Origin of the sequence: Kaistia terrae, assembly GCF_026344005.1 — a bacterium.
In the GTDB taxonomy this organism is placed as follows: domain Bacteria; phylum Pseudomonadota; class Alphaproteobacteria; order Rhizobiales; family Kaistiaceae; genus Kaistia; species Kaistia terrae.
In genome coordinates, this window is the sequence record NZ_JAPKNH010000007.1 from 96991 (window position 1) to 115205 (window position 18215).

General features: G+C 65.4%; 19 protein-coding genes and 1 tRNA gene. 12 read left to right on the forward strand and 8 right to left on the reverse strand.

Annotation, left to right across the window (positions count from 1 at the left end; genetic code table 11):
- Positions 1-10 precede the first annotated feature (10 nt).
- Together OSH12_RS18790 and OSH12_RS18795 are read right to left on the reverse strand one after the other, a co-directional pair.
- Entirely contained in the window at positions 11-1087 is a 1077-nt protein-coding gene (locus OSH12_RS18790) for a quinone-dependent dihydroorotate dehydrogenase (protein ID WP_266345142.1), read from the reverse strand.
- A complete protein-coding gene (locus OSH12_RS18795; protein WP_266345143.1) occupies positions 1084-1428 on the reverse strand; it encodes a DUF952 domain-containing protein in 345 nt (114 codons plus the stop codon). The genes OSH12_RS18790 and OSH12_RS18795 overlap by 4 nt, the downstream gene beginning before the upstream one ends.
- Before the next feature lie 211 nt (positions 1429-1639).
- On the opposite strand from OSH12_RS18795, the gene OSH12_RS18800 reads away from it, so the two are divergent.
- Positions 1640-2287: a S24 family peptidase gene (locus tag OSH12_RS18800; protein ID WP_266345144.1), complete on the forward strand. Its 648-nt coding sequence runs from the start codon at positions 1640-1642 to the stop codon at positions 2285-2287.
- Positions 2254-3087, forward strand: coding sequence for a thermonuclease family protein (locus OSH12_RS18805; RefSeq protein WP_266345145.1), 834 nt, complete (start codon positions 2254-2256; stop codon positions 3085-3087). The genes OSH12_RS18800 and OSH12_RS18805 overlap by 34 nt, the downstream gene beginning before the upstream one ends.
- Before the next feature lie 7 nt (positions 3088-3094).
- Here OSH12_RS18805 and OSH12_RS18810 read toward each other — a convergent pair whose 3' ends face one another.
- Together OSH12_RS18810 and OSH12_RS18815 are read right to left on the reverse strand one after the other, a co-directional pair.
- On the reverse strand, positions 3095-3718 hold the full coding sequence (locus tag OSH12_RS18810) for a LysE family translocator (RefSeq protein ID WP_266345146.1): 624 nt from the start codon (positions 3716-3718) through the stop codon (positions 3095-3097).
- A gap of 84 nt (positions 3719-3802) precedes the next feature.
- The gene (locus tag OSH12_RS18815) at positions 3803-4063 is read right to left on the reverse strand and encodes a hypothetical protein (protein WP_266345147.1); all 261 of its coding nucleotides are present in this window, start codon (positions 4061-4063) and stop codon (positions 3803-3805) included.
- 277 nt (positions 4064-4340) lie between these two features.
- Between OSH12_RS18815 and OSH12_RS18820 the strand changes: the two genes are divergently transcribed.
- From OSH12_RS18820 to OSH12_RS18850, 7 genes are all read left to right on the forward strand, one after another.
- Positions 4341-5306 (forward strand): aliphatic sulfonate ABC transporter substrate-binding protein, encoded by a 966-nt coding sequence (locus OSH12_RS18820; protein ID WP_266345148.1) that lies wholly within the window; start codon positions 4341-4343, stop codon positions 5304-5306.
- Positions 5307-5399: 93 nt separating this feature from the next.
- Entirely contained in the window at positions 5400-6560 is a 1161-nt protein-coding gene (ssuD, locus tag OSH12_RS18825) for an FMNH2-dependent alkanesulfonate monooxygenase (RefSeq protein ID WP_266345149.1), read from the forward strand.
- Complete coding sequence (locus tag OSH12_RS18830) at positions 6560-7324, forward strand: ABC transporter permease subunit (RefSeq protein WP_266345150.1); 765 nt, start codon at positions 6560-6562, stop codon at positions 7322-7324. The genes ssuD and OSH12_RS18830 overlap by 1 nt, the downstream gene beginning before the upstream one ends.
- Before the next feature lie 13 nt (positions 7325-7337).
- A complete protein-coding gene (locus tag OSH12_RS18835; protein ID WP_380224889.1) occupies positions 7338-8192 on the forward strand; it encodes an ABC transporter ATP-binding protein in 855 nt (284 codons plus the stop codon).
- A gap of 61 nt (positions 8193-8253) precedes the next feature.
- Positions 8254-8934, forward strand: coding sequence for a transaldolase family protein (locus tag OSH12_RS18840; RefSeq protein WP_266345151.1), 681 nt, complete (start codon positions 8254-8256; stop codon positions 8932-8934).
- 309 nt (positions 8935-9243) lie between these two features.
- On the forward strand, positions 9244-9441 hold the full coding sequence (locus OSH12_RS18845; protein WP_266345152.1) for a hypothetical protein: 198 nt from the start codon (positions 9244-9246) through the stop codon (positions 9439-9441).
- 110 nt (positions 9442-9551) lie between these two features.
- Positions 9552-10112, forward strand: a complete 561-nt coding sequence (locus OSH12_RS18850) for a hypothetical protein (RefSeq protein ID WP_266345153.1) — start codon at positions 9552-9554, stop codon at positions 10110-10112.
- Positions 10113-10589: 477 nt separating this feature from the next.
- Here OSH12_RS18850 and OSH12_RS18855 read toward each other — a convergent pair whose 3' ends face one another.
- Positions 10590-10919: a hypothetical protein gene (locus OSH12_RS18855; protein ID WP_266345154.1), complete on the reverse strand. Its 330-nt coding sequence runs from the start codon at positions 10917-10919 to the stop codon at positions 10590-10592.
- Positions 10920-11312: 393 nt separating this feature from the next.
- Here OSH12_RS18855 and OSH12_RS18860 point away from each other — a divergent pair.
- The 3 genes from OSH12_RS18860 to OSH12_RS18870 all read left to right on the forward strand — a co-directional run bounded on the left by OSH12_RS18860 (position 11313) and on the right by OSH12_RS18870 (position 12847).
- Positions 11313-11387, forward strand: a tRNA-Gly gene (locus OSH12_RS18860).
- Positions 11388-11548: 161 nt separating this feature from the next.
- On the forward strand, positions 11549-11965 hold the full coding sequence (locus tag OSH12_RS18865) for a hypothetical protein (RefSeq protein WP_266345155.1): 417 nt from the start codon (positions 11549-11551) through the stop codon (positions 11963-11965).
- Between the two features lie 306 nt (positions 11966-12271).
- Complete coding sequence (locus tag OSH12_RS18870; RefSeq protein WP_266345156.1) at positions 12272-12847, forward strand: BA14K family protein; 576 nt, start codon at positions 12272-12274, stop codon at positions 12845-12847.
- Between the two features lie 105 nt (positions 12848-12952).
- Here the strand turns inward: OSH12_RS18870 and OSH12_RS18875 are convergent, their stop codons facing one another.
- From OSH12_RS18875 to OSH12_RS18885, 3 genes are read right to left on the reverse strand one after another with little or no spacing between them, the layout of a single operon-like run.
- Entirely contained in the window at positions 12953-13906 is a 954-nt protein-coding gene (locus OSH12_RS18875; protein WP_266345157.1) for a lytic transglycosylase domain-containing protein, read from the reverse strand.
- Positions 13907-13927: 21 nt separating this feature from the next.
- Positions 13928-16093 (reverse strand): methylmalonyl-CoA mutase, encoded by a 2166-nt coding sequence (scpA, locus tag OSH12_RS18880; RefSeq protein ID WP_266345158.1) that lies wholly within the window; start codon positions 16091-16093, stop codon positions 13928-13930.
- Positions 16090-17967 carry a methylmalonyl-CoA mutase subunit beta gene (locus tag OSH12_RS18885; RefSeq protein WP_266345159.1) on the reverse strand — a complete coding sequence of 626 codons (1878 nt, stop codon included), beginning with the start codon at positions 17965-17967 and terminating at the stop codon, positions 16090-16092. Before OSH12_RS18885 ends, scpA begins: the two co-directional genes overlap by 4 nt.
- Positions 17968-18215: the final 248 nt, after the last annotated feature.

Below are 18215 nucleotides of genomic sequence, written 5' to 3' on the forward strand. Positions count from 1 at the left end.
GGCGAGACGGTCAGGCCGTCTCGCTGGCCCACTTCTCCGTCTCGATGCCGACGGCGTCGGCGATCGAGGGAATGCCTCGACGATCCAGAATGCGCGACAAGCCGGTCAGGATCGCAGCCGGCAGGCCGGGGCCGCCATAGACGAAGCCGGAATAGATCTGCACCAGGTCGGCACCGGCCGCGATCTTGGCAAAGGCGGTTTCGGCCGACTCGATGCCGCCGACGCCGATCAGCGGCAGATCGGGGCCGACCAGCTTGCGGAAACGGGCCAACTGGATGGTCGAGAGGCGGAACAGCGGGCGACCGGACAGGCCGCCCATTTCCTCTGCCGTCGCGGCATCGAGCAGCTTCGGCCGGCTGATCGTCGTGTTCGAGACGATGACGCCGTCAATCTTTCGCGCCAGCGCCACCTCGGCGACGTCGGCAAGGCCGGCCTCGTCCATGTCGGGCGCGATCTTCAGCAGCACCGGCACGCGCCGCGACTGGCTGTCGCGCGCCTCGAGAACGCGCGAAAGAAGCTCGTCGAGCGCGCCGCGCGCCTGCAGGTCGCGCAGGCCGGGGGTGTTGGGCGACGAGACATTGACGGTGAAATAGGAAGCGATGTCGGAGAAGGTCTCGATCCCAGCGACATAATCGGCCACGCGATCGACCGCGTCCTTGTTGGCGCCGATATTGACGCCGACGAGGCCGGGCTTGCCGCGCCGCGCCTCAAGCCGACGTCGCGCCGCCGCGTGGCCTTCATTGTTGAAGCCGAGGCGGTTGATCACGCCATGATCGTCGACGAGGCGGAACATGCGCGGCTTCGGATTGCCGGGCTGGGCCAGCGGCGTGATCGTGCCGATTTCGACGAAGCCGAAGCCGAGCGCCAGCAGCGGATCCGGCACCTCGGCATTCTTGTCGAGGCCGGCGGCAATGCCGAGCGGATTAGCGAATTTCAGCCCGAACAGGGTTCGCGACAGGCGCGGGTCGCGGTCCGGGCGGACGCTCGGGTGCAACCCCGATGACAGCACCTTGATCGAAAGGCCATGCGCCACTTCCGGATCGATCCGGAACAGCAGCGGGCGAACGAGGCTGCCGAAAACGCTCACGCGGCCAGCTCAGGGAAAACGTGCTGACCATCCGTGCCGACCGGCAGCGCCTTGGTCCAGAGCACGGCGGAGAAATCAAGCGGGCCGTAGAGATGCGGGAACAGCGCGCCGCCGCGCGAGGGTTCCCATTTCAGCTTGTCGCCCAGCATCTCGCCATCGACCGCGACCAGCAGCAGATTGGACTCGCCGTTGAAATACTTGTCGGCGGTCTCGCGCGCCTGCTCGGCGGTGGAGAAATGAATGTAGCCATCGGCGAGATCGATCGGCGCGCCGGTAAAGACGCCCGCGTCCTTGGCTTCGCTCCAAAGGGCGTCGGGGGCGATCTTGAAGATGACGGTCATGTGGATTCCTTGACGAGTTCGCGGGAAACTAGTCATGCCGCCGCCTCGGAACAAGAGCCCGCTTGCCGCAAGCGTCAAAATGCATCGATGCCGCTGGACAGGCCCCGGAGGCGGGGATAAAGCTAGTGGAAAGGGATTTATTCCTTTCCACCGTGCTCGAACGAAGCGCGGCACACAGCGGGCCAGGCCCGCATTCGCGGAGACTTCCGCCATGTTGTCGCACGAGCGGATCTGGGCGGCGATCGATCGTCTGGCCGCCCGCAATGAGTTGACAGCCTCGGGCCTTGCCCGCAAGGCCGGCCTCGACCCGACCACGTTCAACCGTTCGAAGCGGGTCGCCAGTGACGGCAGACCGCGCTGGCCGTCGACGGAAAGCATTTCCAAGATACTCGAGGCGACGGGCGAACAGCTCGATGCCTTCATGGGGCTGATGGTGCGGCGGACGACGCCGCCCGAGCAGGCCGGGCCGTTCCGCCATGTCCCCCTGCTCGGCTTTGCGCAGGCCGGCGACGGTGGCTTTTTCGACGATGGCGGCTTCCCGGTCGGACAGGGCTGGGACGAGGTCGCCATTCCCCAGACGGCCACAACCGAAGGCGTCTATGCGCTGGAAGTCTCCGGGGAATCGATGATGCCGCTCTATCGCGCCGGCGACGTCATCATCGTCTCGCCGACCGCGACCTGCCACCCCGGCGACCGCGTCGTCGTGCGCACGCAGGGCGGCGAGGTCATGGCCAAGGTGCTTGCCCGCAAGACGGCGAAGACCGTCGAGCTTCTCTCCATCAATCCCGAGCATCCCAACCGCGAGATCGCCGCGCGAGAAATCGAGTGGATGGCGCGGATCATCTGGGCGAGCCAGTGAGAACGGCGCTCGCCGCGCTTTGCCTTGTCGCGGTGATCGGCCTCGCCGTGATCGTTACCTCGCAGATCGGCGGCCTCGATGGCCGCGAACTCGCCGGACTGATGGGCGAGCCCGCGCCGGAACAGGTATCCATCCCGGCAGAGCCGGAGGGATTGCCTCGCTTCAGCGGTCGCGAGACCCGAGAGGAAAAAGGCTCCGGATCGAACGAGCCCGATTCCGAAATGCCGACAGCAGCGTCGGAATCAGCCCTTCCAGAGGTCTCGGCCGAACGGGTCGCCCAGGCGCCGCGCAATGTCACGGGCCCCGGCATGACCCAGGCTCCCGCCATCAACGGCCCGATCGAACGCGAAGCGGTTCCGAAGAAACCGCCTGCGCCGCCCCGCTGGAGAACCTATGCGCCAGTTGTCGTGCGGGAGGCAGGGCTGCTGGATCTCGGTGACCTGACCGTGCGCCTCGCCGGTCTGGCCCCGCTTTCCGGCGATCGCCTGTGCCATCCGGCCGAGGCTGGCGATCCGGCGGCCGAGGTCGCCTGCGCCAAGCTCGCGCTGACGGCGCTGCGCCGCCGCATCCGGGCGCTTGGCGTCGAGTGCCACGTTTCCGCCAACGACGCTGCCAACCCGATCATCGCGCCCTGCCGGATCGGCACGACCGATCTCGGGCTATGGCTCATCGAGCAAGGCTGGGCCGAAGCGGCGGCGAAAGCGCCGGAGGGCTACGAGCAGGCCGAGGCCGAAGCCCGTTGCCTTCGGCTCGGCATCTGGCAACAAGATCCCGCTCCCGCCGATTGCCCGCGGAACTAGGCCAGCCTCAGGCCGCCTTGCGCCAGCCTGCCGCCAGAATGCCCGCGCCGACCAGCAGCCCGCCGCCGGTCCGGTTGACGATGCGCTGGACGCTCGGTTTGCGAATGGTGCGCCGGGCGCCCGCCGCAATCAGCGCGTAGCTCGCCGCATTGATCGTCGCCAGCACGAGGAAGGTCACCTCGAACAGGATCATCTGCGGCAGCAGCGGCTCACTGGAGATGAGGAACTGCGGCAGGAAGGCGACGAAGAAAACGAGGCTCTTCGGATTCAACGCCGTCACGGCATAGGCATGCAGGAAGATGCGCAGCGGTCGCGCCTCGTTCGTCTGCGCTTCTGCCTGCTCGCCGACCGGCGCGCGCCAGAGCTTGATGCCGAGATAGATGAGATAGGCGCCGCCGACCCATTTCAGCACCGTGAACAGCGCCGCCGAGGCGGCGAGCAGCGCACCGAGGCCGAGCATCGATGCGGTCATGGCGGTGAAATCGCCCAGCGCCACGCCGGCGACGGTCGCACCGGCCGATTTACGGCCATGGCTCAGCGCATAGGAGATGACGAGCAGGACGGTCGGGCCGGGGATGGCGAGGATCACGGCCGAGGCGGCGGCGAAGGCCAGCCAGTGTTCGAAGGACATCAGGTACTCCCCTAACAGGAGGGTATCCATCCCTCAAAGTCGGGTTTCCGCAAGTGCGCATGCGCGTCCCGATTCAAGCCTCGATCAAATCCTGCGGACCGGCTTCGCCGACACATCCGATCCATCGCCTGGCAGCAGGCATTCCGGCGCGATATCGGGCCAGGACTGAACCTCGCAGCCTTGACGGCCACCGACTGAAACCTTGTCGAACAGGGTCAGGGCCGTCGGGTCCTTGGCGCCGCTGGTGAGGCTCATCGCCTCGTCGCCATAGGCCGTGATGCCGAGGGTGACGATCACTGCCGCGGCCAAAAGGCTGATGATGGTACGCGCATTGAACTTGGCCATTTCGATCCGCGTCCCCTTGGACGCCCCCTGGTTTCCGCTGCGAGCCCAACGCCGGCTGCCATGGCCTTCTTTCATCATGACGCTGGGGAAACGTCAGTGATGACCATCACAAAACCCGCTCAGACCGACACAACAACGCCCATCGCGCGCGGGACGCCCGGCGGGGTTTTCCTTTCCAACAAACACGGCATCTACAACATCGATTTTCTTGATCAAACTAGTCGTCATTCTGTCCAATGGGAGCACCCGGCAACCTGCCTGAGCTTCGGAGACAACCATGATTACACGTCGCCATTTCGGACTTTTGGCAGGAACCGGCCTTGCCGGCATCGCCGCCATTACCCTCACAGGCCGCCCGGCCGCCGCGACCGAAGCGAAGGCGCTGCGGATCGGCTACCAGAAGGCCGGCCTTCTCGCCGTCGCGCGTCGCGAAAAATCGATCGAGAAGCGGCTCGAGGCCGACGGCACGACCGTCACATGGGTCGAGTTCGCAGCGGGGCCGCCGCTGCTGGAAGCTCTCAATGTCGGCGCCATCGACTTCGGCTGGACCGGCGACGCGCCGCCGATCTTCGCACAGGCCGCCGGCGCCAATCTCGTCTATGTCGGCGCCGCCCCCTCTAACGGCAAAGGCGAGGCAATCATCGTCAAGGACGGCTCGCCGGCCAAGACCGTCGCCGACCTAAAGGGCAAGAAGATCGCCGTCACCAAGGGCTCCAGCGCGCATAATCTGCTGGTCGCCGCGTTGGAAAAGGCGGGCGTCGCCTTCGCAGACATCACCCCGGTCTATCTCTCGCCGGCCGACGCCGCCGCCGCCTTTGCCAGCGACAGCGTCGATGCCTGGTCGATCTGGGATCCCTTCCTGGCGCTGGCCGAAGCCCGCCAGCCGGTGCGCCAGCTGACCACCACGGCCGACACGGTCGCGGTCAACACCTACCTGCTCGCCAACAAGACCTTTGCCAACGCCAACCCGGCCATCGTCACCAAGACCATTGCCGGCCTGACGGACACGGCCGACTGGGCCAACGCCAATCGTTCCGAGATCGCGAAGGCGCTGTCGGAGATCACCGGCGTGCCGATCGGCCCGCAGACCGTTGCCGTCGAGCGCACCGTCTATGGCATCGAGCCGCTGACGGACGCGATCATCGCCGGCCAGCAGGTGACGGCCGACCGCTTCTTCAAGCTCGGCCTGATCCCCAAGCAGATTGTCGTGACCGATGCGGTCTGGGCCGCGCCGAAGGCCTAGGGCCTCCCACCAGGCGCCGTTCGAGCCGGACCTTCGGGCCATGGCGCGAACGGCGCAGTTCCGTTCCTGAATCCGTGTCACAAGGCCGCCGCCATGACCGTCACCACCACCACCGATCCGCTCAATTTCTTCTGGTTCATCCCGACCTATGGCGATGGCACCTATCTCGGCTCCGAGACGCAGCAGCGCCCGCCCGAGTTCGGCTATTTCAAGGAAATCGCCCAGGCGGTCGATCGCCTCGGCTTCGGCGGCGTGCTGTTGCCGACCGGCCAGGCCTGCGAGGAAAGCTGGGTCACGGCCGCCGGCCTTGCGACGGTGACGGAGAAGCTCAAATTCCTCGTGGCGCTGCGTCCCGGCGTCGTCCAGCCCGCCTATGCGGCGCGGCAGACGGCAGCGCTGGACCGGCTTTCGAACGGCCGGCTGCTGCTCAACGTCGTGGTCGGCGGCAACCCGGTCGAGCTTGCCGGTGATGGCGTGTTCCTGCCGCATGACCAGCGCTATGAGCAGGCGGCAGAATTCCTCAAGATCTGGAGCGGTCTTGTCGCCGGCGAGCGCGTCGACTTTTCCGGCAAGCATTATCGCGTCGAAAAGGGCCGGCTCGATTTCCCGCCGGTGCAGAACCCGCCGCCGCTCTATTTCGGCGGCTCGTCGGAGGCCGGCATCGATCTCGCCGCCGAGCAATGCGAACTTTACCTCACCTGGGGCGAGCCGCTGGAAGCGGTCGCCGGAAAGATCGAGGCGGCCCGCGCCCGCGCGGCGGCCCGCGCCCGCAAATTGCGCTTCGGCATCCGCCTGCATTTCATCGTCCGCGAGACCGAGGATGAGGCCTGGGCCGCGGCCGACAAGCTGATCAGCCGCATTTCCGACGAACAGATCGAGATCGCCTACAAGCGCTTCACCAAGGAGATGGATTCGGTCGGCCAGCGCCGCATGGCGGAACTGCATGGCGGCCGCCGCGACAAGCTGCTGGTGGCGCCGAACCTCTGGGCCGGCGTCGGTCTGGTGCGCGGTGGTGCCGGCACAGCCCTGGTCGGCACCCCGAAGCAGGTGGCGGACCGGCTGCGCGAATACCAGGCGCTCGGCATCGATACGGTGATCGGCTCCGGCTATCCGCATCTGGAAGAATCCTACCGCGTCGCCGAGCTTCTGTTCCCCGAGCTCGGCATCAACGTGGCACGGCGCGGCGTCAGCCGGGCGATCCAGAACGAGTTCGGCGTCGACGAGACGGCGCGCAAGCTCGCCTCGGCCTCTTGATGAAGATCCCCCGCGCGCTCATCGGCTGGATCCTGCCCGTCGCCGCCCTCCTTCTTTGGGAGCTGCTGGCCCGGATCGGCTTCATCCCGGCCAATGTGTTGCCGGCGCCGACCGCCGTCGCCATCGCGCTCTGGCGGGTGCTGCAATCGGGCGAGCTGGTCGAGAACATCCGCGTCAGCTTCTGGCGCGCCAGCATCGGCTTTCTCATCGGCGGCGCAGTTGGCTTCGCCTTCGGGCTCGCCAATGGCCTGTCGCGCTTCAGCGAGGCGCTGACCGACACAACGCTGCAGATGGTGCGCAACGTGCCGCATCTGGCGCTGATCCCGCTCGTCATCCTGTGGTTCGGCATCGACGAGCAGGCAAAACTCCTCCTCGTCGCGCTCGGCGTGTTCTTCCCGATCTACATCAACACGCTGGCCGGCATCCGTTCCGTCGACCCGCAGCTGGTCGAGATGGGCAAGACCTATGGCATGAACGGCAACGATCTGTTCTGGAAGGTGATCCTGCCCGGCGCCCTGCCCTCGATCTTCGTCGGCGTGCGCTTCGGTCTCGGCATCATGTGGCTGACGCTGATCGTCGCCGAGACGATCGCCGCTTCCTCCGGCATCGGCTACATGGCGATGCAGGCGCGCGAGTTCATGATGACCGACGTCGTCGTGCTGACGATCCTGATCTACGCGCTGCTCGGCAAGCTCGCAGACACCACGGCACGGATCCTGGAGCGGCGGACTCTGGCCTGGAACCCGGCGTTCCAGAATGTTTGAGGGAAGCAACGCCATGTTCGCCGATACACTCGCCTTCATCGAGACCGCCAGCCGCACGCCGCCGCGCGATTTGCCCTCTTCCCGGCAAATCCCCTTCGAGGTCACGGATGAAGCCGATGTCGGGACACGCGGCATGGGCCTTTCCATTCGCGGCCTGGTCAAGGCGTTCGACGGCCCGCCGGTGATCGATGGCATCGACCTAGAGATCCCCGCCGGCCAATCCGTTGCCATTGTCGGCAAGAGCGGTTGCGGCAAGAGCACGCTGCTCCGCCTGATCATGGGGTTGGAAACGCCGACAAGCGGCTCGATCACCCGCGTCGGCGAAAACGCGGCGACGTCCGCCCGCTTCATCTTCCAGGAGCCGCGCTTGCTGCCCTGGGCCAGCGTCGCCGGCAATGTCGCCGTCGGCCTTGGCCGCGCCGGCACGGCGAAAGCGCGCCGCGAGGCAGCGCTGAAGGCGCTGGCCGACGTCGGGCTCGACGGGCGCGGCGACGCCTGGCCCTCCGTGCTTTCGGGCGGCCAGAAGCAGCGCGTCGCGCTTGCGCGCGCCCTGGTCTCGCGGCCGCGCCTGCTCGCCCTCGACGAACCGCTCGGCGCGCTCGATGCCCTGACGCGGATCTCGATGCAGGGGCTGGTCGAGCGGGTCTGGCGGGCGCAGCGTTTCACCTCGATCCTCGTCACCCACGACGTCTCCGAGGCGATCGCGCTGGCTGATCGCATCCTGCTGATCGAGGATGGCCGCATCGCGCTCGATATCGACGTGCCGCTCGCCTGGCCGCGCCAGCGCGGCACACCGGCCTTCGCGAGCCTGGAGAAGACGGTGCTTGATCGGCTTTTCGACGGTTTCGAAGGCGGCGCAGCAATCTGACGCTTTCGCATCCACGACGCGATCCATACTATGCCGGTCCAATCGAACCTCCGGCAGGCCCATGATGACCGAAATGATCCAGACGATCCGCCCGCGCCTCTTCCTCGACAGCGCCGACAGGGCCGCCTGGGACGAATGGCTGCCGACCGGCCTCTTCCACGGCATCACCACCAACCCGACCATCCTCGCCAATGCCGGCGTCGCCAACACGCTGGCCGAGTTGAGCCGGCTGTCGCACATCGCCTTCGAGGCCGATGTCGCCGAATTCCAGGCCCAGACCTGGGGCCGCAGCAGCGAAGCGCTGATCGACAATGGCCGCGTCATCGCTGCGCTCGACCCGCGCATGGTGGTCAAGGTGCCGATCACGCGGGAAGGCGCCATCGCCGCCGCGACGCTGAAGGCGGAAGGTGTCCGCATCACCATGACCGCCGTCTACGCCGCACACCAGGCGCTCTCCGCCGCCGCCATCGGCGCCGATTACGTCGCGCCCTATCTCGGCCGCATGAACGATGCCGGCCGCGACGGCTATGGCGAGATCGCCGCCATGCAGGAGATCATCCGCGCCTCCGGCAGCGAGACCCGCGTGCTGGTTGCCAGCCTGCGCGCCGCCGACGACCTGGTCCGGCTCGGCCGGCTCGGCCTCGACACCTTCACCTTCTCGCCCAAGGTCGCCGCCTCGCTCTTCGCCGAAGAGCTGACGGAAGCCGCCGCCGAAGTGTTCGAAAAGGCCGCGGAAGGCTGACGCTTGCCCCGATGGCGTCCAGGACCTGCACGTCCTCCAAAGCTCCCGGCACGCAGGATCTCGGCCTGACGTCGCAGACCGCCACCGTCGGCGTGAACTGCCGCTGCTGATCCATGCAGGATACTTGGAAAGCCCCCGCCGAACGCTCGACGGGGGCTTTTTTTGTTGGCGAGGAACGACTCCGGAAGGGACGGCATGCCCCGGCCGACACCCGGCCTGATGATTGGCGTGGACAGAGTCGCCAGCGTGGATTGACTCCTGCCGCCATGAGAACAAAATAGGAACATAGACCTATGGAGTTTCAGCGTGATGGCCGAACCAGCCCACCCCGTCGACCCAGCGCAGAGCGCGCTGGACCAGCGCGTCGATAGTCTCCTGGCGGCGCATCAGGGCGATGCGCACGCCGTCATCGAGACGCTTCTGATGGCAATCGACGCGCGAGCCTCCCGCATCTCGTTCGGTTTCGTCCGCGGTCGCCTGCCTGGCAGCGACATGAACGGCCTCTGAGACGGAGCGAACACGGGCCGTATCCGCGATGACAGCAAGGAAGCGTGTCGCGAACGGGAACGAGCCTTGCGCGACGGCGTTATCCTCCGTTCGTAAAGGAGGATCCGGAAATGGACGCATCGAGCGATCTGAACGGCAAGCTGCAGAAAATCTCCGCCCTGATGGGGTTGCTTCGATCGGACATTCTGGAGCTTTCACAGGCCAAGGACACCATGCAGCGCATCCCGGTCGTCGCCCATGTGAACTGGATCGCGGACCAACTCGACGCGGCGAGCGCCACCCTTTCCAATCCGCCGGACGCGCGCGGTCCCGGCGCGAAACGCAATCCCACATCGGCTCGTGCCAGGACGCCCGACGCCAGGCGGCGCGCAAGCTCCCATTCCGCGGATCGCGATACGAAGCACAAGAATTCGGAGGACAAGGATACCGCCCGGCGGAATACGGCGCATCGCGACACGAAGCTCCATGGCAGCGGACCCGGTGCACCGCAACCCGACCATCTCCCCGGCGACGACAAGACGGCGATTTCGTCGAAATCGCATGACATCAAGCAGCCCGATGATCCGCGCCAGCCGGATGTCGGCTCGAACGGCCTTCCCCAGTCCGACGCAGCCCCCTTTGTGCCGCCGATTCCCGATGTGCCGAAGCCCGAGGAAGATCCCTCCCGCTAAGGCCAATTTCGGATGGGTCGCCGCGAAGCGAACAGCCATCGACCCGCGCCGGTTCCGCAGAAAACGGTTGGCCGGAAGCGATGGTGAGAACCTTGCCGGCGTCGAAATAGGCCTTCGCGCGAAAGCCTCGAACCGTTTGACCATGGCAATGCCATCGCCCGAAACTACGCGGGTCATGCCTTGTCTCCAGTGATGATGATCGATTCGCAAACAGTGTTGCCCCGTCGCCATCGACGGCGAGGGGCGGCGATGTCAGGTTACGGGCGTCAACATGCCAAGGGGGCCTGATATGAAGAAGACTTACGAAAAGCCGACGCTCGACAAGTCCGCTCTGTTGCAGCGCATTGCCGCTGAGCCGATCGCGATCAGCGGCGTGCCTCACGTAGGGTAGCTGCTACAGCCCGCTGGCCCCTGCCTTGCAGGGCTGCCGGCGGGCGCCAAGCCAGCAGGATATGTCCTGCCCCCGGTGATGTGAGACTAGTAAAGGTCCGCCGCGACGAACAGCGTGTCGATAGCGTCGTCATCGAGTGACATCTCGAGGCCCAGCGCGGAGACGTAGGGTTGCGTCCGTTCCCATACGTTGGCGTCAGCGAACCAGATGCGAACAGCGCGGACAGGGTGCGCGGCTGTCATCGCCTCGACGGCATCGAGCAGCTTTACCCTGCCGACGAAAACGCCCTCTTCGACCTCTTCCCCCGGAACAGTAATGACGGCATCCAGCGCGAGCTTCGCCTGAGCGGCCGATACTGAGGCCGGGACGCAGGGGACCGGTCCTGGAAGGCCGTAGGCCGCCAGCACATCCGTCAATTCCGTCTCGTCGAAAATGCGCGTACCCCCCGCCCCGCCTGGCAGGGTTTCGAACACAAGCCCTATTCAGCGCAGGGCCTGTCCAACCGAATGCGAGATTGGTGCGACGAAGCCGGGCTGCCGCAGTGTTCCGCCAATGGCCCCCGGAAGGCTGGCGCAACCATCGCCGCAGAGAACGGTGCGACCGAGGCGCAGCTCATGGCCATCTTTGGATGGACCTCGGCGAAGCAGGCCTCAATGTACACAAAAAAGGCCAACCGAAAGAAGCAGGCCGGCAAGGCAATGGTTGATCAAGATGGGATAAAGCGGGTACAAAGTGTCCAACTTTCCGCGAAATCGTCGTTCCAGTTGGACTTTAACGCGAAAAGATAAGTGATCTCAGTCACTTAAAATGCGGGTGTAGTTCAGAGGTAGAACGTCAGCTTCCCAAGCTGAATGTCGTGGGTTCAATTCCCATCGCCCGCTCCAATTTTCCAACAAAACAAGAACTCGCAGCGCCTCCTTGGCGTGAGCGGGGATAGTGCCCAGCAAACCGGGATCGATCCTGGCCGAGCCCTTCTCGTCGTCGGCATTGTTTGCTACGCCGGACCGGGGCAGGCCTCTTCAACCAGCATGAAAGCCAGACGGGAATGCTAGCGCGACTTCTCCTGATCGCATCGACGATCGCCATCACTTCGGCCACCGCTCATGCCGCCAGCTGCGAGCAGAACTTCAAGGTGAGTGGCGTGCCGTTGGTGACCGCCGTCAGCTACAAGACTTGGCAGGAATTTCCGAAGCTCAAGGTGGATGTTGCCCTGAAGCGGATCGCCCAGGAGATGGCCGCCCAGGGTTTTTCGGGTGTCCGGATCAACAAGCAATTGTCCAGTGTCGACGCCCATCAGGAAACGACCGGTTCGGGCCGGGTCCAGACGTTGCGGGCCGTCGCGCGTGCGCGGGGCACGGGCACGCGCGTGGACGCTGTCTTCAACATCCAGGCGCGGCAGGTTACCGACAAGAACATCGTTCGCGCCGGACTCTGCGACATCGTCCGCGCCGCCGCGAAATAGGCGCGGCTGGGCCAGGACCAGACGCCCTTCGGACGGAGCGCGCTAATCGCGCCACGATGAAGTCGAGGAAGCCTCGCCGGTGGCACGCAATGCAGACGGGCCCGGGGAACGGATCTCTGCCTGTGACGTTGGACACCACCACGGGCAGTTTTATCCGTCATACTGATCATCAGTTAGTCTAAATCTAAGCTCCTTATCCATCTGTTGGATCTGGGTCTTGAGCGCAGTCTTGGAGCAGAGTCGTTGCCGATCGGCGCGAACAGAGCTTCAAGCGCGCCAGGCGGCGTCATTCGAGAAGGAAGTCAAATGGGTTTGAGCCGAATCAGTTCTGCCGCCATGGCGCTGGTATTTGCCGCCACGGCATTGCCGGCACAGGCAGCGCCGTTGCTGCGCGTCGATCCGGGCGCGAACCAGTCGTCCAATGTCATCCAGATCCAGGACCGGCGCTGTCCGCCGCAGGGTTGCCGACCGGGTGATCGGCCGGGTCGTCCGAACCATGGCGGCCCGAACCGTCCCGGTAATGGCGGTCCGAACCACGGCGGCCCCGGCTGGGGTGGCAACGGCGGTCCCGGTCACGGCGGCCCGAACTGGAACCGACCCAACAACCGCCCGGGCTACTGGAATGGCCATCGCGGCTACAACGGTCCGCGCAACGGCTATCGTCGCGGTAACGATGGCTTCTGGTATCCGCTGGCGGCCTTTGGCGTCGGCGCACTGATCGGCGGCGCCATCGCCAACCAGCCGCGCGAAGTCGCCCCGCCCAGCCTGTCGTTCGAGCACCTGCGCTGGTGCGAGGATCGCTATCGGTCGTTCCGCGCCTCGGACAACACCTTCCAGCCGAACGAAGGGCCGCGCCGGGCCTGCGTCTCGCCCTACTACTAGGCGAACCGTTCGAAATCAAAGAGAAGCCCGCCCTTCGGCGGGCTTCTTGCTGTCTACTATCCAATCACGCGTTCCGCGGTCTTTCGGCCATAGCGCATGAAGTCCTCAGTTCCGCAGCACCACGCAGGCGCCGCCGAGCTTCTGCAGCGAGTTACAGATCTGGTTGGCCTTGGCGAGCGTATCGGCCGGCAGGCGCACCCGGTAAAAGGCGCGCCGGCCCCGGCCGGCGATGCGCGAGCCGAGGATCAAAGTCGGCTTGCCTTCCAGCAAGGACGGATAGCGGGCTACCTGACGGTGATAGGCGTTGATGGCCCGGCTCTTGGAGAAATTGCCGGAAAGCTGGACGCCGAACGGCGCATAGGCGCCCTCGATCAGCGACGGCCGATAGCTGCGGATCATCGCCACCAGCGTGACGCAATCCTTCGTCTTTGGCCCCGCCTTGGCGGCGGCAATCATTTTCTTAGCCGGATTCGGATCCGCGTTTCGCGCCTCTGCCGGGCGCGCATCCCATGGTCGCGGCTCCGGGGCATCGGCGTCCGCCTTATCGGCCAGCTTCGGCGGATCCAGAAGCTCGATCTTGCCCGTATTCCACTCCTGCACGCTGCGGCCGGTGACGAAGGCGACATAGTCCTCCGTCTCTGCCGGCAGATAGCCGCCGCGTTCGATCCAGCGCGCCAGCCGGGTCGGCCCGGCATTATATGCTGCAGCTGCGAGACCGAGATTTCCAAACCGATCTTTTAGACCTCTCAGATACTTAGCTGAGGCGGGAATGGCGAATTCCGGATCGAACGGGTCATCGAGCCCTTGTTCGTCGGCGGTGCCGGGCATGAATTGTGCGATGCCCTGTGCGCCGGCACTGCTAACCACATGCGGGCGAAAACTGCTCTCGCGCCAGATCAGCCGCGTGAAGAAATCACGCGGCAGGCCCTGCGCGTCGGCCGATGTTTCGATCAGCCGACAGATCGTCTGCACCGTCGTCTCTTCCGCTCGCACGGAGGACGGCAGGAGCATCGAGCCAACGAGGAACAGTCCCGCGAGGCAGGAGGGAGGAAAACGCATCAAGCCGCTCTCCCCGCCTGGTTAGACATAGGCGGAAGGATGCTTTTGCGCGAAGCCGAGATGGTCGCGCAGTTTTTCCAGAAGATCGGCCGCCGCTTCCGTCACCGGCGTGCCGGGGGGGAAGATTGCCGCCGCGCCGGCCTGCATCAGCGCCTCGAAATCGCCCGGCGGAATAACGCCGCCGACGACGATCATGATGTCGGGGCGCCCCTGCCGCGCCAGCTCGGCCTTCAACTCGGGAACGAGCGTCAAATGGCCGGCGGCCAGCGACGAGACGCCGACGACATGCACCTTCTCCGAGATCGCATGCGTTGCAACCTCTTCCGGCGTCGCGAAAAGCGGGCCGATGACGACGTCAAAACCGATATCGGCAAAGGCGGTGGCGATCACCTTCTGGCCACGGTCATGGCCGTCCTGGCCCATCTTGGCGACGAGGATGCGCGGGGCCCTGCCCTCGTCATGCGTGAATTCGGAAACCAGCGCGGAAAGCCGCTCGATCGGCGCATTGTGCTCGCCAAAACCCTCGCGATAGACGCCGGAATTGACCTGGATCACCGCCTTGTGGCGCTTCCAGGCCGTTTCCAGCGCCGACGAGATCTCGCCCACCGTCGCCTTGGCGCGGGCAGCGTCGACCGCGAGCGCCAGAAGATTGCCCTCTCCGGAGCGGGCCGAACTCGCGAGCGCCTCAAGGCTGGCGGCCACGGCTGTCGAATCCCGCTCGGCTTTTAGCTGGCGAAGTTTCTCGATCTGCTGGGCGCGGACGGAGGAATTGTCGACCTTCAGCACATCGATATCAGCCTCGTCGTCGAGGCGATATTTGTTGACCCCGACCACCGTCTGCCGGCCTGAATCAATGCGCGCCTGCGTCTTCGCCGCCGCTTCCTCGATGCGCAGTTTCGGGATGCCGGCCTCGATCGCCCTGGCCATGCCGCCGAGCTTTTCGACTTCCTCGATATGCGCCATGGCGCGCTCCGCCAGTTGCGCGGTCAGCGCCTCGACATAATAGGAGCCGCCCCAGGGATCGATGATCCGCGTCGTACCGCTCTCTTGTTGCAGGAAAAGCTGGGTGTTGCGGGCGATGCGGGCGGAAAAATCGGTCGGTAGCGCCAGCGCTTCATCGAGCGCATTGGTGTGCAGCGACTGGGTATGGCCCTGCGTCGCCGCCATCGCCTCGACCGTGGTGCGGACAACGTTGTTGTAGACATCCTGCGCCGCCAGCGACCAGCCGGAGGTCTGGCAATGGGTACGCAGCGCGAGGGACTTCTCGTTCTTCGGATGGAACTCGCGCACCAGCTTTGCCCAGATCAGCCGCGCCGCGCGCATCTTGGCGACTTCCATGAAGAAGTTCATGCCGATCGCCCAGAAAAACGAAAGACGCGGCGCGAACTGGTCGATGTCGAGGCCCGCCGCCAGACCGGCGCGAATATATTCGACACCATCGGCGAGTGTATAGGCAAGCTCGAGATCCTGCGTCGCGCCCGCTTCCTGCATGTGATAGCCGGAAATCGAGATCGAATTGAACTTCGGCATATGCTGCGAGGTATAGGCGAAGATGTCGGAGATGATCCGCATCGACGGTTCCGGCGGGTAAATGTACGTGTTCCGGACCATGAACTCCTTGAGGATGTCGTTCTGGATCGTGCCGGAGAGCTTTTCGGGCGGCACGCCCTGTTCCTCGGCGGCGACGATATAGAGCGCCAGGATCGGCAGCACCGCCCCGTTCATCGTCATCGACACGCTCATCCTGTCGAGCGGGATGCCGGAGAACAGCGTGCGCATGTCGTAGATCGAGTCGATCGCCACGCCCGCCATGCCGACATCGCCGGCGACGCGCGGATGGTCGCTGTCATAGCCGCGATGGGTGGCGAGATCGAAGGCAACAGAAAGCCCTTTCTGGCCGGCGGCGAGATTGCGCCGGTAGAAGGCGTTCGAATCCTCGGCCGTGGAGAAGCCCGCATATTGGCGGATCGTCCAGGGCTGGTTGACATACATGGTCGGATACGGCCCGCGCAGGAACGGCGCGGTGCCGGGAAAACTGTCGATCGCCTCCAGCCCCTCGCGGTCGGCGGCGGTATAGACCGGCTTGACCGCGATTTCCTCCGGCGTCAGCCAAAGCGCGCCATCGCCCGGTGCTTCGAGCGGCGCGTTCGCGAAGGATACGGTCGTGAAATCCGGAATCCGGGTCATTTGGAGGTCTCGATCCGGTCAAGTATCTGGGCCGGATAGTCGGTTATATCGCAGCCCGCATAGAGGAATGCCTCGATTCCGGCATGGCGATAGGCGGTTTCGCGCTCGCCCGGCCGGCCGGCCAGGACGACATGCGCCATACCGATCCCAACGAGCCGCCGCGCTGCTTCCTCGGCAAAGGTCTCGCCCTCATAGACGGCGTGGCCGGTCTCGCACTCATAGACCTCGTCGGACGAGCAGAAGCAGGCGGCAACCGCGCCCGAGGCGCGCGCGGCTTCCAGAAGTTCGTCGAGCGAAGCAAAGCCTTCTGAAATCGACGCCTCGATGCCGGACGCCTCGAACACGCCCTTGGCGAAGCCGGCGCGGGCGCTGAAGGAAGCCGTCTTGCCGAGCGTGACGAGGAACACTGCCGGACGACGGCCGGTCGCAATAGCAAGCGCATCGGCGCGGTCACGCAGTCGCTCGAACGGCTCGGCTGTGCGACGCGAAACGAGACGCGCCGGGCTGTCTCCCGCGATCGGCAAGGGCGGCGCGGGAGCGAGGATTTCGACCGGCGCCTCGGCGAGATTGGGGAATTCGCTGGTGCCGGTGATCGGCAGCTTGCGGCGGCGCACATCGCGCTCCCGCTTGTCGGCGACAACGCGGATCTCGCTCGCAACCCAGCCCGAGGCAAGAACCGCCGCAAGTCCGCCCTGCTGCTCGACATGCTGGAAGATCGCCCAGGCCTTTTCGCAAAGCGCATCGGTCAGCGCTTCGAACCCGCCCGCTCCCGCCGCCGGATCGAAGACATGGCCGAGGCCGGATTCCTCCAGCAGAACCGTCTGCGTATTGCGGGCAATTCTACGCGCGCTGGCGTCGGCCAGGCCGAGCGGCAGCGTGAAAGGCAGCACCGTGACGCTATCGGCGCCGCCAAGTCCGGCCGAAAATGCTGCAATCGTGTTGCGCAGCATGTTGACGTGCGGGTCGTGCCGGGTCGTCATGCGAAAGCTGGTTTCGGCATCGAGCTGGATCGGCTTTGGAGCGAGGCCGCAGGCAACTTCCACCCGCGCCCAGAGCCGCCGCAGCGCCCGGAATTTTGCGATGCCAAGAAACTCATCGGCATCGGCGGCGAGCAGGAACGAAACCATGTCTCGCGCCCGCTCCAGCGCGACGCCGCGCGCTTCAAGACCGCGCAACCCCGCCACGGCAGAGGCGATCGAAAACGCCAGCTCCTGCGCTTCCGAAGCGCCGGCATCGTGGAAAACCCGGCCATCGGCGCGCAGAAAGCGCGCCTTCGCGCTCGCGCCAAACGACCCTGCCAGTTCGACCGCTTCATCAAGCGCGGCGTCGATCCCGTCGCCCCCCTCGCGCGCGAGCACGGAGAACGGGTCGATGCCGAAATCGAGGCGTAGGCTGTCGAGATCGAGCCCCTGGCCACGCACCAGCGCCACGACGGATCGCGCCGCTTCGACCGCCGATCGTCCAGCCTCGATACGCAGCGAAACGAGATCCAGCATCACGCCGTCCAGCGCTGCGGCGATCGTCGGTTCGTCGGCTGCACGAAGACCAAAGCCGCGTGCAAAAACGGCGTCGGCGAAAACGAGCGCCAGCCCGCTCGCGCCGTTGTTCAGATCCTCAAGCGCTTGCGTGCGCGCCGCGTCTGGCTCGGGCAGGTCGATGCGCTGGACAACGCGCCAATCGCCAAGTTCGGCGCGCGCAGGCCGGGCATGGCTCCCTTCCGCCTTTGGATAGAGCGGCTCGATGCGGATGTCGTCGGCGGTGCGGGAAACCAGCTTTGCCTCGAAATCCGCGCCCTTGATTGCCTTCACGGCCAGTTCGCGCCAGGCGGATTCGCTCGAAGGGCGGAAGTCGGTTGCCGATTCTGGCCTGGTCATGCTTCGATCCTTGCCGCTGGATGGCGTGGCGTCGCCATCGCAGGCCGCCCGGTCCGCTCATGGATAGGCTTGGTCGCGTCCCGGTTCAACGGGGGAGGCGTTGCGACCCTATCTCCGGTTGGAACGAATCCAACTTTCGCGAATTGGATGCGCAATGAGTAAGTGCGCCTCGATAGTGACCCTGTTCGAAAGGATGGTATCGCCTTGACCCGTATCTTCGCGAAACTCTGCGCTGGCACGCTTGCCAT

What these genes read in the sequence shown, in the direction of transcription:
- OSH12_RS18820 (WP_266345148.1), top strand. Translation starts at nt 4,341, where the DNA reads ATGATTACACGTCGCCATTTCGGACTTTTGGCAGGAACCGGCCTTGCC.
- OSH12_RS18875 (WP_266345157.1), bottom strand. Translation starts at nt 13,906, where the DNA reads ATGCGTTTTCCTCCCTCCTGCCTCGCGGGACTGTTCCTCGTTGGCTCG.
- OSH12_RS18835 (WP_380224889.1), top strand. Translation starts at nt 7,338, where the DNA reads ATGTTCGCCGATACACTCGCCTTCATCGAGACCGCCAGCCGCACGCCG.
- OSH12_RS18830 (WP_266345150.1), top strand. Translation starts at nt 6,560, where the DNA reads ATGAAGATCCCCCGCGCGCTCATCGGCTGGATCCTGCCCGTCGCCGCC.
- scpA (WP_266345158.1), bottom strand. Translation starts at nt 16,093, where the DNA reads ATGACCCGGATTCCGGATTTCACGACCGTATCCTTCGCGAACGCGCCG.
- OSH12_RS18885 (WP_266345159.1), bottom strand. Translation starts at nt 17,967, where the DNA reads ATGACCAGGCCAGAATCGGCAACCGACTTCCGCCCTTCGAGCGAATCC.
- OSH12_RS18840 (WP_266345151.1), top strand. Translation starts at nt 8,254, where the DNA reads ATGATGACCGAAATGATCCAGACGATCCGCCCGCGCCTCTTCCTCGAC.
- OSH12_RS18795 (WP_266345143.1), bottom strand. Translation starts at nt 1,428, where the DNA reads ATGACCGTCATCTTCAAGATCGCCCCCGACGCCCTTTGGAGCGAAGCC.
- ssuD (WP_266345149.1), top strand. Translation starts at nt 5,400, where the DNA reads ATGACCGTCACCACCACCACCGATCCGCTCAATTTCTTCTGGTTCATC.
- OSH12_RS18870 (WP_266345156.1), top strand. Translation starts at nt 12,272, where the DNA reads ATGGGTTTGAGCCGAATCAGTTCTGCCGCCATGGCGCTGGTATTTGCC.
- OSH12_RS18815 (WP_266345147.1), bottom strand. Translation starts at nt 4,063, where the DNA reads ATGGCCAAGTTCAATGCGCGTACCATCATCAGCCTTTTGGCCGCGGCA.
- OSH12_RS18810 (WP_266345146.1), bottom strand. Translation starts at nt 3,718, where the DNA reads ATGTCCTTCGAACACTGGCTGGCCTTCGCCGCCGCCTCGGCCGTGATC.
- OSH12_RS18865 (WP_266345155.1), top strand. Translation starts at nt 11,549, where the DNA reads ATGCTAGCGCGACTTCTCCTGATCGCATCGACGATCGCCATCACTTCG.
- OSH12_RS18845 (WP_266345152.1), top strand. Translation starts at nt 9,244, where the DNA reads ATGGCCGAACCAGCCCACCCCGTCGACCCAGCGCAGAGCGCGCTGGAC.
- OSH12_RS18850 (WP_266345153.1), top strand. Translation starts at nt 9,552, where the DNA reads ATGGACGCATCGAGCGATCTGAACGGCAAGCTGCAGAAAATCTCCGCC.
- OSH12_RS18800 (WP_266345144.1), top strand. Translation starts at nt 1,640, where the DNA reads ATGTTGTCGCACGAGCGGATCTGGGCGGCGATCGATCGTCTGGCCGCC.